6 protein-coding genes and 1 pseudogene are annotated in these 13,170 nt (G+C 38.1%); all 7 read right to left on the reverse strand.

All coding sequences use genetic code 11. The annotated features are described in order from the left end of the window. Positions 1 to 1,404: pseudogene (locus tag WMO25_RS07365) on the reverse strand (hypothetical protein); the annotation flags it as partial. Then, on the reverse strand, positions 1,391 to 3,571 hold the full coding sequence (locus WMO25_RS07370) for a hypothetical protein (RefSeq protein ID WP_117989113.1): 2,181 nt from the start codon (positions 3,569 to 3,571) through the stop codon (positions 1,391 to 1,393). The gene WMO25_RS07370 and the pseudogene WMO25_RS07365, both read right to left, overlap by 14 nt. 73 nt (positions 3,572 to 3,644) lie before the next feature. Next, on the reverse strand, positions 3,645 to 4,088 hold the full coding sequence (locus WMO25_RS07375) for a hypothetical protein (RefSeq protein ID WP_117989114.1): 444 nt from the start codon (positions 4,086 to 4,088) through the stop codon (positions 3,645 to 3,647). A gap of 51 nt (positions 4,089 to 4,139) precedes the next feature. Further along, positions 4,140 to 6,158, reverse strand: coding sequence for a cobaltochelatase CobT-related protein (locus tag WMO25_RS07380; RefSeq protein WP_117989115.1), 2,019 nt, complete (start codon positions 6,156 to 6,158; stop codon positions 4,140 to 4,142). Positions 6,159 to 6,167: 9 nt separating this feature from the next. After that, entirely contained in the window at positions 6,168 to 7,964 is a 1,797-nt protein-coding gene (locus WMO25_RS07385; protein WP_117989419.1) for a nucleoside/nucleotide kinase family protein, read from the reverse strand. A gap of 322 nt (positions 7,965 to 8,286) precedes the next feature. Further along, a complete protein-coding gene (locus tag WMO25_RS07390) occupies positions 8,287 to 10,734 on the reverse strand; it encodes a hypothetical protein (protein ID WP_117989116.1) in 2,448 nt (815 codons plus the stop codon). Between the two features lie 89 nt (positions 10,735 to 10,823). Next, complete coding sequence (recD2, locus tag WMO25_RS07395) at positions 10,824 to 13,055, reverse strand: SF1B family DNA helicase RecD2 (protein WP_318583861.1); 2,232 nt, start codon at positions 13,053 to 13,055, stop codon at positions 10,824 to 10,826. Between the last annotated feature and the right edge of the window lie 115 nt (positions 13,056 to 13,170).

The following is a 13,170-nucleotide window of genomic DNA, read 5'->3' on the forward strand; positions in this document are numbered from 1 at the left end:
CCGGATTGCGCAGTGCCATGACAGATTTTCCACATGCTCCAGTTCCCCATAAATCCACTGGGATAATGGCTTCTGTAAGAATTTCTCTGTTATTTTATCCAGACTTTCTTCGCTGATATGTTGGGAAATACATTCTTTTCCCACAAGTTCCCGTACTATTTTCATACGTTCATCATATTTCAGAGCATATAGTTTGTGATATAGCCGAACATATTGTTCTCCTACACTTGCAAATAATTTCAATTCAGCAAAAGAATAGTCCTTTTCGATTAGATGTTTCTTTATTTCACTTGGTAACTCTCTCAAATCATATGCTTCCTGAAGATTTTTCCCATTCAGCGTATTTAGATTTAAGTATGTTTTATATACATCTTTATCCAATAAAAGTGAAAATCTGGATAATCTCATAAAGGCAGAACTATTCTCTTTTACCACTGAAAGAAAATGTTTTTTTCTGTGCGTAATTGCATAGATTAGCATGTCTTGCTTTTTATCATATAAGTGTTCCAGATTCATCTCTGAAAGATAATTGCCATATAGGAAGTTCAGATAAGAGGTACGGTTTTTTACCATTTTGATAATTTCCTCATTCTTTGCATCTGGAAGATTCCGCTTTAACTGTTTCAAATCATACACCAACGCTTCATTCTCCATCCATCTTTCAAAAAATAGCTCCAGACAATCATCTGGCAGATAAGATATCACAATCTTTAAATCTCTTAAAATAGCATCTGCATTACTTCCGATTTCCTCCATTTGTTTCAGGTTCAATCCACTGGAAATTCTCCAATCAGTTGAAAATGTCTGCAGTATTTCCTGTACTTCCGTCTGTTCTAAGTATCTCCATATTGTACGTTCTGAGATTATGTTATTGATTCTGCCCGCTTTGAAAAACGGTTTTACTAGCAACATACGCTCGGACTCTGACAATTCGGACAATGAGATTTCTGTAAAATTCCTCATTTTTTCTAATCCATACATCAGTACTGTTTTCTGCTCATCGTCAAACCCGTATTGTGAGTAATACCTCAGATATTCATACTTCCATTCACTAAAAATCTGTTCGTCTGTCAAAACCCTGTACAGTTCCTCATACTTATAATCTGATAATAAACTATCCTCTTCTGCATGTGCTAATAAAAGACTTAACCTATCGGTGTCTATCTTGTCTTCACAATTTAATTTCAAAAGGAAAGATAAAAAAACTGAATCTTTGATCAGATAGACAATTGCCTCCGACTGTAATGCAGCTATAATCTCACCCATATGCATTTGATTGACTTTTTTACAAAACTGCAAAAGTACTTCTTTTTCTTGCTTTTTCAGGAAGTCATATGGCACTCTCGCCTGTGTCATTTCCTGATACAAAGATAAATTCTTCCCTATCGCATCAAGCAGCTTCATATACTTCTTCCTCCTTTTCCACTTCCACCTTGTCAACAATCTTTTTCAGGTCAATAAATTCTAAAAATTTTTCTTTCCAAAGAATGCTTAACACCTTCAGCAACCCCTGTATCTCCCTTTCCTTCAAATACCTCACGGGGCTTCCCTTAAAGGAATCAAATAAAAATTGTTTAGTAATGTAATACTTTTCTTGCCTTTCAGCACTTCTATACGAATATCCTGAAATATAATTCTGAAGTGTACCGAATAAGCAATTTTTCTTTTTCCCTAATGAAATCTGATTGTTAAAGTCTTTGCGTATCTCTCTTTTTGCCATCAACTGTTTGTATTCTTGATGACGCAATTCCTTTTTCTTCTTCTGTTCTTCCAACACAGATATTTCCTGTTCTGTCAAATAAATCCTTCGGAGATTTTCTAGGTCAGATCCGTCTGTGAGACAAGGTTCCAGTCTATGGAAAAGCTGTTTTGCATCCTCCCATTCAAACCAGAGAAAATTATTGGTATCACTCAATATCCGTACTAAAAAATCAACATATGATTCTGTGTATTCATGGAAAATATGCTGTTCTATTATCCGGAACAATTCCTGATGCTCTTCAACACTTAAAAATGGACGGATGAAGTCCAATGAAGAAAAGGAAAGTTGATTCCTCCAATCACTTTTCATTCCTATACTGTCCCATAACAACTTCTCAATTTCAAACATACTGGATTGATTCGATATGCCAAAACTTGTTATCAATTTCATGAACATTTCATATGAGCTCGGTGACGAAAGACCTTTGATATAATTTTGCAGATAATCGGCCATATAAAACCACTTTTCCCGTATTTTATTTTTAGGTATTTCCACCTCTTTTAAATACTGCTCTAACAATTCTAGTGGCTCTAGATGTCCCCGTTCTACAAACTGTGGAAACAATAAGGAAAGCGTATAATTTTTTCGTTTCCAGAACATTTCTGTAATCTCTTCACTTGTCAAAGAAAAGTATGCTGACAAATACTGTTTGAACTGTTCAGATGTGTATGTATTTTGCTGCAATGTTTCCAATACCCAGTTTTCAAAAGCATCTGGTGTAAGTATCTGTTTCAGTTCATGCCATTTCGTATCTGTGAGATCAATCAAAAACCAATTGCTATGCCTTTCTCTATAATTGTCACATTCGTATAGCAGCTGATATGTTTTTATATTCTGGACTTCCAACCTGTAATAAAGGTAATCCATGATACCGTTCTCCCCTTCTAATCGCACTGGAAAATAACGATACTTTTCAAAGAGGGTTCTACAAAGTTCATACGCTTCTTGAGAATAATCTTCCTGTCCACTCAAAAATAAAAGACATGTTTCAACCGCCATTCGTTCTGCAGTCATACCATCTATTTTAAGTTTTGTGTAAAGGTCGGTCTGAAAAAGCAATGTCATACTAAGAAACATAATCTCTCTTTTCGAGTATCCTGCTTCTAGTAGCTTTTTCCTTCCCGTACTGCCTTCTTTTGCATAACTGCATGGAAGCCGGAACAGATATTTTAATACTTCTATATCTTTTTTATGGTAATTTTTCAACTTGCATGAAAATTTTTCCGTAAGCCAGATATAGACTTCTTTATAAGCATAAACTGAGAAATTACGTTCTGTTCCAAGCAGCTGGTTCAAATCGTGTTTCCGCGTCTCCCAAAACTCATCATCATACACAAACATATGCAGCATAAAAAGCAGTTCCTGCAGCTCCTGAATAGGACAATTGCACATTTTCTGATACAATTTTGATTTTTCCTTGTCATCACAGAGATATAGGATTCCCATCATATAAATATCGTTTTTTGCAAGAATTCGTCTGAACTTTTTCCAAAATGAAGCCTTCTGCTTTCCAACAAACATACCGGCATTTTGAAATTTCCTGGTTTCTGCAAGCGCAAGACCAAGTGAGCGTAATTGTTCCACCTTGACCTCCATTTTTTCTTCCAGACGTTCCAAAACCTCTCCCGGATAATGCAGACCGTATCTCTCTTCCACGCCCTGTTCAGGACAGCTGAAAAATAGAGCATGGTCCTGAAATTCTCGATATGCCTGTTCTCTGTTCGTATTTTCTGACAATCTGAGAATCAAATCTACCATTTGACAGTAAAGCTCCACATCAAAAATATTTTCAAAAAATTTTTGTAACATTACATCCCTTCTTTCTTTTAAGGGAACCGCAAAACGGTTCCCCCTATCCATCCATAAACATCCGTAAATTTTATCAGGCTGCTATCACCATCTGCTCTCTACGGAAACACTGCAGTTCTATCATGCTTGTGTTTTCCAGGTTATGTACTTTTTGATATCTCTCTGCTTCTCTATAAGTAGTGAACGTAACTGCACTTTGAAACTGGTCTGAAAAAACAGTTCCCGTCCAATATTCTGCTAAACCCTCTAACTCGTACTTATACGAAAGCAGTACCCACAAAATTTCACAAATCCATGCTTCCAATCCAACGTAGCATAAATGCTGGCTGATACACTCTGCCGCCTGCTGTTTGCTACGAAAACGTATTGCCCGTTCCAGCGGGGAACTTCGTATACTTTTTTTGTTATAACCGCTCAGATATTTTCCCGTTTCTAGCTCTATGATATATCCACTGGAAAACAGCTGATCCATATCCATAGTTTCATTTTTATCTCTTATTTTTCCCACCATATTCATTCGTGTCCTCCTTTCCAAAATAAAAACAGCCTGTTTTTGGCTGCCATTCTTTTATCTCCGTATTCGTTTTAATATTTCCCTCGCAAGTATAACCGTAAGCGTGTCTAGATCCGAAATATTCAGATACCCTTCCTGATAAATTCTTTCAATCGTTTCCTTATCATCTCCAATTGCAGCCGCCATCACGATAATACCCTTTGCTTCTAGTTTCTTTTTGATATTCCGAATATCTGCTTCTGCCTCTTCCCCACAATACAATGCACCATTGGGGCGGCCGTCACTGATACAAAATAAAAGCTTTGTCCGTTCCGGTCTTCTGGCTAGTTTTTCACCTGCATAGATTAATGCTGCCCCGTCTCTATTAGATCCTGCCACATCTATAGATGCGATACGATAACAGTCATTTCTGTCCGGCTCAAATTCTGCAAGAGAATGGAAAGTCACAAGTTCTTTCCGTAAAGTTCGCCCTTCTCCGTTCGTATGGTGTCCATAAACCAAAATCGGAATTCCCACGCTGATACAGAACTTATACAGGCACAGACAACAACATCTTGCCTTTTCCAAGCGCCTTCCCCACATGGAAGCTGACAAATCCATCAAAACTACAACTGCTGCATTTAATGTCCTTGCAGGCTCTCTTTTCTGATAAAAACGATGAAATGGATCATAAAGCATCTGCATATTGATGGAAGTCCCAAAAAACAATTGTTTTTCCTTACGTTCCCCTTGCTGACAGAACGCCGGCAGCAAAACCGCATTCATTTTCCGTACTGTCTGTTTGATTTGTGGCTCTAATAGTTCATACCGCATGATATCCCGCTGGCTTATCTGGGACTTGCGTTCCACTGCCATTTTCACTTTTTGGTGATCCCCATTAAATTCTGTACCGTATAAATCCTGCGAAAGTTCCTTTAAAATTTCTGCATTATAGTTTTTTTCTGCTTTGGACTCTGCAATTTTTTCTATACACTGTAACAACTGTTCTTTTGTTTCAATTGGCTTGATTTCCATCTCCTTCTGCTCCCCCTTAAGTTGTGACGGAGTGTTATTCATTCCTGTTTCCTCTTTGGAACAAAGAAAATCCGGAAGTTCGCTTTTAATTTTTCCCCATTCTTCCTGAACCTTCTGCTCTGTGTTAGATGAAACGGCATCTTTTCCATCACTTTCCTTTTGCCCGTTTCCATTCTTTTCAGAGGGCTGTTCTTCCTGTTTTATATTTTTCTCCATCTCTTCTATCTCTGTTTTCAACAATTCCCAAATCAACAGAAGAAGTCTGTTGACCGCCTCCAGACGTCCCAATGGTTCTTTACATCTGACTCCGGAATCAATAACCGGTTTTGTCTCTTCCAACAAATCAAGTAAAATATCTGTTTCCATCTCCCAGTTATTTACCGTTCCTGTCAGGGAATATTGTGCCATCAGATTTAACATCACTGATACCTTTCGGTATCCCTCTTTTAATTGGACTTTCATACTGGGAACTCTCTCCATGTTCCGCATACGGTTCTGTAAAATTCCACGCCTGATACTTCCCGGATACCTTCTGCACATGATTTCTTCTATATACACATCTTCAATCATATTCTGGATAAATGCGGCAGTCTCTGTCATTATATATTTTGCAGCTGGATGATCTCCAGTAAGAAATTCTTGAATTTCCATCATCTGTTCCTGTCCAGTCCAGTCTTGCGGAAGCGGCAGCTGTATCATCCATCTTCCTTGCCTCATTTCATCCAGATAGGTTTTTCGGAGTTCAAAATCTGACAAATTCCAGTGTCCGCACTCATGCCCCAAGATACCAACGATACTATCACTTCTTAATGCAAGCGTTGGAAAACTCATAGTTACCTGATTTGCGATATTGAGTAGCACCCGTAAACTGGAACATCTTCCTCCATAAGGTTCATTTGGTTCTTTTACAAGATTCACCGTTTTCAAAGTCCCCGCCGTTATTTCATAGGCGATCGAATGTAACATTGTCCTGTAATCCGCCGATTCAAAAACTTCATAATCCTCCAGGTTTTCTTTTTCTTCCTGCACACGTTGTTTCCATTTCTGACGATTTCTCATAGTCCTCCTTTATGCCGCCTCTTCAAAAGCCGGCTCAATGAATGTACTTAAAATAGTGTCCCTTTCTTCTGGAAATGGGGAAACTTTACTAATTACAGCATTTACTGCTGCTTCCAAAACATCTTTTGATGTCATATAATTCCACACCCAGTTTTCCAGTTCCCGGTATCCGCATACACCGCCGCGTATCTGCTTATCCCTCAGATATTTCTTGATTTTACTGATGGCTGCTGCCATCTGGTAAATCAGCTCTTTTTCCTTGCAACCTGTTTTAAAAATGGCACGTTCCGCCATTTCTTCCACACTCAATTCTTTCCGGTGCTGTACCAGATGCATTCTTGACAATACTGATTCATTGAACATCTGGCATCCGATATAATCCATGTTTGTTGTCATGATCACCACCGTATCCGGGTGTCTTTCTATTACTTCTCCATTCAGTAGGTCTGTTTTTGCGTCGTCATCAAATAGAGCATTCAGTCGAGTAAGGGTTCCCGGCTTTTCAATCATGGCAACTTCCTGAATTTCTATTACCGCCGGCATCCGGCAGGCCTGAATGATTGTAGATTCTGTTTTCACGAAGTCCTTTTCCATTTTCGCCTGCTTATATCCCTGCTGAACTGCTGCATTCAATATTTCACGAAATGCGGTTGCTTCATCAATTTCCATCTGGTAGTTCCCTGTCAACACTGCCAAAGCAGAAGCGGGATCTATCTGAAAATCTTCATATGTCGGCAATTCACTTTCTGAAATCTTTGCAGCCGTATCTACGTTTGGAACAAGAGATACCATAAGACTCACCTCTTCCGTTCCCGGTCCGCATGTAAATACAAACCGAGGATACCCGAGCAGCTGTGCAATAATCTTTGTGTCTGTTGTTTTCCCTGAACCAGAATCTCCTTCCATCATAAAAAGCCGGGAAGGAGTATTTACAATCATGGAAAGAATTTCTTGTGTAGCCGTATTCACTTTGTAATCATCCGGTAACTTTGGAATCAAAGCCTGATACTTTTCCTCAACTTCCTTCCCCTGATAATAAAACGCTTTCAGTTCTCCGATTGTTGATTCTGTAAGCTGTCTTTTTGCTGTCAGCAGTTGAAACACTCCTACCTCTGTCTGGTTTGCACCATATAAACCGGATTTCAACCGATAAGACTCAATAAACTCACAATTTGTAAACTGTGGCTCCCCTATCGGTATTCCGCCGTCTTCTAATGGAAGACAGGATTCCACCCGCCGGTACAAATTGTCACAACAAATATACGCACTGGACAGAAACTCCTCTTCATCTATTTCCTCATTCATATCCAGAATTTGCATTATTTTTTCAAAATGCTGCGTGAATTCCATATCATACAATTCTGTTCCATAACACGTGCTAGCAAATGCAAGCAGTGCAATGTACCGTTCTGCTATATTCTGTTCCTCCTGTATAGATGGTAAAATCGACACCGTATCCACTTTTTGTACACAGCCTTTAAACTTTCCATTTCTCCAATTATAAATCAGAGCATAACGACTCTCGCCATCTTTACATTCCATACAATAATAATTTGTTGTATTGCCCTCACCGAACTGTCTGCCGAGCGCACCTTCCGTCTCTGCACCTGCAAATACCCCCGACAGCCATAAAATTGCACGTAATGTGGGCGCATGCAATGTGGCAGATTTTGCCCGAAGTGAATTATATTGTGAGCAGTCCGAAACTTTTGTACTCGTTTTGGTTCTTCCCAGGTCATGAATCAATTTCTGAAATAAATCCGGTAATTCCTCCTGAAATGTCCATGTTTCATATAATGCCGCCATAAAAAATATTCCTCCTTTCGTTCTTTTCTGCATATTCCAAATGAACATCGGCATTCTTGGCCATGCGTTTTCTTTATCCTCCTTTTTCGCAAATAAAAAAGGCAAAGCATGATTCTTTCTTTTCATACTTTGCCTGTCATTTTAAATTTGAAATTTATGCAGAATTCTCTGAAATTAAATACTTCCATCCTAAATGCCAATGGAACTAAAGTTACAGGACACATCATAGATGTGTAAAATAATAATTACAACCTTATCTTAACATTGTCCATTCTTAGTGTCAAGAAAAAGAGAGACTCTCTTTTTCTAATGTCTAACACGTTTATGCTGCCGAAAGATAAGTATTCGACACCAAAGAGTTAATCCCCGTATTCGGTTCTTTTTCACAAACGAGTTTGCACTTGACCGCATCTGAGTAAAATGTTTTCAACTGTACTTCTTTCGGCTTCATCATTGGAAATCTAATTTCAATCTGCTCATCATTGTACAATATAAGGTCATTATAGCAGGTACCTTGTACAACCCATCCTACCTGATATTGTTTCATAAGCTGTTCTGCAGCAGTGCGAAAACATATTTTTAAAATTTCATTATAAACCGTATAATTGGGATGTACTTCAATATTGTCCAACACCAGACAATTATAAGGTTCATTGATCCATATCACAGAATTGGCAATCACTCTGTTCTTATAATAAACATTTACAATTCCAAATCCTCTTTCCAGTGCATACTGTTTTGCCTTGATACTGCCATAGCTCATGCAGCACACCGTTGCATCACCCGCTGTCAGATATTCCGGAGAACCTTTTGCTTCTACTAACACCTTAAAGTTACATAGTTTCTTTAATTCATCCGGAAGATTTTCTACATTATGGAATTTCATAATTTCCAGCACTTCACGATACTGAACCGGCGTCAGCTTCTCTTCCAAAACTGTATGCAATAGATTTTCCTTTTTCAGCCTGCGATAAATATGTTTTGCCTGTCTTGTTTGCTTTTTCAACAATGTTTTCACAAAGGATGATAATCCCTCATAAGACAGACGGATTTCCTGCGCTTTAAACAAACAGGGATATTTTCCACGTATGAATTTTGACAGGTTATGATCTCCATATTCACGAAACAAATCATATAATACAACATTTGGACAATACGTCTGTATGCGCTGCATATAATCTGTCACCATCTCTTTTTCCATTTCTGAAAAATTCAGTTTTTTACTATATGCTTCCATTACATGTTCTTTTAATTCCATCAGATAATCATTACAATCTTTATTTTTTCTAATAAGACTGCTCAATCTTTTACGGGCTCTTTTTTGATTGGGCTGCAATTGTAATTCCTTTTCTATTCTGAGGTACCGGCATACGCCTTCTATAACTTTTGATATATTTAAAGCTTGATTATATGATTTTGTTAAAATAGCTTTCATTGCACCAGTTGTAAGAAGCATTTTCCCATCAAATAATGTTTGTACAATCAGATTCCAGTCATGGAAATAATTCCCCTCTTCTTTGTTTCTTCGTTTGACGATATTTTCAATACACCCGGATGCATATTTTTTTGATACTATATGATAAATTGTCTCACACATGAAAATAAACTGTTCTTTTTCATTCTCACACAATTCATCTAATTCTTTTAAATATTTATCAATAATAAGCATTCTGTCCAAATAGAACAAATATAAATTTTTTGTTATATATGGAACCGGATACATAGGATGATATAAACCAAATTTATTAAAATAACTTACATAATATGTGCGTTTATATTTTCGAAAATACTGTTCGCCAAATTCTCTGGAGGTACGTTCCAGCCAGCGATAGCCTGATAACGAATTTCGATAGGATGTGTTATAGATTTTGCCTTTATTGTATATTTTAAGGCATTTTCTATAGTCATCATAACAATATCCTTTTTCATTATCTCTCATATCTTTCTTTTCTTTGTATCCAAATAACTGATAACGATCCAATGCTTTTTGAAAAAACTTATGTATAATCTCATGATTATCCATGCCCTTCGTTTCTTCCGGAATCCTGTTATATAAAAAATAATCAGATGTTATAGGGATCGTTTCTCCGAACATACTATAGTAATCTATCCATTTTTCAATCATATTACGCATGATAAATTTCATATGATTCTTTTTGTGAAAATCAACACCATCCTGTATCGGTTTCTTCAAAAATTTCAGCACTGATGATATATAAGTGCTTCCTCCAATAGGCATCTCATCAATCTGTCTCCAAAAACCATATTTCCAATTGCTTTCTTCTAATATTTCTAAATCGACGCTAAAAATCACATGATGAGCATCTTCTCCATTATCGTAATATTTATGCAAAATATGATCTTCTATAATTTTTATCCCCCTTTTTTTGCATTTATCAATACTATCCAAAAGATGGTAGGATGTACTTCTCATTTCTGCATGAAAAAGCTTCTTATTACGGTTCCATTTTTCGCATTGCCGGAAAAAGAATAACAATAATCTTGGTAAATATTGAAAATTCGGGCAATTTACATCAGCTATATAAATCTGCTTTGAGTGATACTCGGCATAAATCTGAGGAATATATGCAACAATGTAACACACAAGTTCTCCTTTAGAAAAACCTGCTACTGAATAATAAAAAAACTCCGGCTGCGTTGCTTCCTCTTTCAAACCTTCCATTCCCATGCGCATTTCTTCAGGATAAGATTGTTTTTCTAAATCAATAACAGCCGGAAAATACTCTTCGCTCATTTTTGTAAAATACATAAACTTCTCCTTCCATATTAATAAGAAAAGCGATTCATCGTATTGACAAACCGCTTTTCCCACTTTTACTTTATAATAATTTTTATGATCTATGCACTACGCTGTTCATATGCATTCAACAATTCTTTTCCTACCTGCTTTAAACGCATTCCGAAAAGTGTATTACGTTTAGCTGTCGTATTATTTCGGATAGCTTGAGCAACTGCCCGTTTACTTCCTACAATAATCACCTTTTTTGTTGCACGTGTGATTCCAGTGTAAAAAATATTTCTCTGTAACATGCGCCAAAAGCACCCCAGCATAGGGATTATAACAACAGGGCACTCATTTCCTTGAGATTTATGCACCGACATTGCATACCCATGAACCAGCGGCCAGTAATCATCATCAGAGAATTCCACAAGCCGGTCATCTCCAAAGTCTACACGCATCACCGTCTTTCCCTCTTTCTTAAAAATGCTCACAACTTCGCCAAGATCACCGTTTGAAATATCATCCCTGTTTTCTGTCTGCATGACCTTATCTCCCTCTCGGTAAAGACGTCCTCCGTTCTTTATTTCTTTCCGTCCACGCCGTTTTGGATTAACCACTTCCCGCAACATCTCATTGAGTGCGTCGGAACCTGCCGCAGTATTCTTTTTCAATGGTGAAAGTACCTGTATATCATCAGTTTGTTTCCCATGTGTTTTCCAGTAATCCTCATACAAATCACGTATGATCTCTGACGCATCTTCCGGCGCATTCGCTGAATAGAATTCAAAGGTATCATCATATATGAGCTTTGTCTGCTTCCGATTGATGCGTACTGCATTTTCCACGATTGTACTTCCTTCCTCTTGACGAAAACAGGAATCGAGAATGGTAGTCGGAATCATCCCTGAAACGATCATCTCATGAAATACATTTCCTGGTCCCACGCTGCCAAGCTGATCTTTGTCTCCTATCATAACAAGGGTTGCATCCTTTTTTATGGCTGAGAAAAATCGGTCTGCCAGATACATATCACACATGCCAAACTCGTCTGCTATGATAAAATCATCTTCCAGTTTACCGACATGCCACGATTCCTCCTCGTCCTCATTCTCTGAAGGAATCCCCACTGCTTTCTGCATGGTCATTGCCGGAAATCCGGTTTTTTCATACATACGCCTTCTGGCACGCCCGGTCGGCGCACAAAGCAAAATTAAAGAATCTTTGTTTAATTTTTCCTGAATTCGGATGATAATGCGAATCAAAGTTGTCTTTCCGGTTCCCGGCCCTCCGGTGATGATAGATACCGGATACTGGAACACTTGGCGTACTGCCTGCTCCTGTGTTTTACTTAATGTAATTCCTTCTTCGGCTGTAATCTGCTGCAGAAGAGGCTCTATATCCACTTTCTTCCTCTTTCGCTTTAAAAGACGCATCAACTCTGCCGCAGCTCCCATTTCCACTTCAAAATTTCGTTTAGTATAGATTCCACCACCATTTCCAATCAATGTCTGATCCTTACGTATCATTTCATTCCCGATATCTTTAATTATACGTTCCGAAACTTTCTGTCTGTCTTTTGCATGATTTAAAAGCTCGGCAGACCGTTCTACAATTTCTTCACTTTTCAAAAACAGATGTCCTTCCTCATCAGCAGCACGCTGAAGCACATACAAAATCGCTGCTTTGATGCGTTCCGGATCATCTGCTTTAAAGTTTTTCGCTTTTCTGGCAATCGGATCTACCGTCAAAAAACCAAATCCTTTGATTTCACATAATCGGAACGGATTTTTCTTAATAATTGGATAAGCATTGTTTCCAAAATGTTCCTGTATCCGCATTAACTTGTTCGAGGTCACACCAAAAGGTGCCAAATAAACCATCAATTCTCTCAACTGACGGCTCTTCTGATACCCCTCCATGATTATTTCCAGTCTGCTCTCGGTAATCCCTGAAACCTCCAGCAGCTTCTCTGGCACATTTTCCATAATGTACAATGTTTTCTTTCCAAATTTCTCAACAATGCGCTCCGCTGTTACCGGCCCAATCCCCTTGATCATGTCAGATGCAAGATAAGCTTTGATTCCCTCCTCCGTTTCAGGAATACAGATGCGAAACGATGAAACGTCCAATTGCATGCCATACTTTGTCTCTTTCCATTCACCATCCAGTTCAACCTCTACACCGTCACCGGTCGGAAGTTCAATCCCAACTGCCTGAAAATATCCGGTGTTTCTCGGATGAGAACGGACAATTTTTTTCGGTAATTCCTCTTCTGTTTGGTAAGCGGCAACAGTATAACCATTCCCGGCATTATAAAATATTCGTTCAATGGATTTTGCATGTATCATTTACTTACGCTCCTTTCCCCACGATAACCATAGATATTTTCCTTTTTTTACTGCATGGATATGATCTTTATGTAAGTACTGGATTAATATCTTTGTCTCGTGAGCTGGGAATGCC

Source organism: Coprococcus intestinihominis (assembly GCF_040096555.1).
GTDB classification, from domain to species: Bacteria; Bacillota; Clostridia; order Lachnospirales; family Lachnospiraceae; genus Coprococcus_A; species Coprococcus_A intestinihominis.

What these genes read in the sequence shown, in the direction of transcription:
- WMO25_RS07385 (WP_117989419.1), bottom strand. Translation starts at nt 7,964, where the DNA reads ATGGCGGCATTATATGAAACATGGACATTTCAGGAGGAATTACCGGAT.
- recD2 (WP_318583861.1), bottom strand. Translation starts at nt 13,055, where the DNA reads ATGATACATGCAAAATCCATTGAACGAATATTTTATAATGCCGGGAAT.
- WMO25_RS07380 (WP_117989115.1), bottom strand. Translation starts at nt 6,158, where the DNA reads ATGAGAAATCGTCAGAAATGGAAACAACGTGTGCAGGAAGAAAAAGAA.
- WMO25_RS07390 (WP_117989116.1), bottom strand. Translation starts at nt 10,734, where the DNA reads ATGTATTTTACAAAAATGAGCGAAGAGTATTTTCCGGCTGTTATTGAT.
- WMO25_RS07375 (WP_117989114.1), bottom strand. Translation starts at nt 4,088, where the DNA reads ATGAATATGGTGGGAAAAATAAGAGATAAAAATGAAACTATGGATATG.
- WMO25_RS07370 (WP_117989113.1), bottom strand. Translation starts at nt 3,571, where the DNA reads ATGTTACAAAAATTTTTTGAAAATATTTTTGATGTGGAGCTTTACTGT.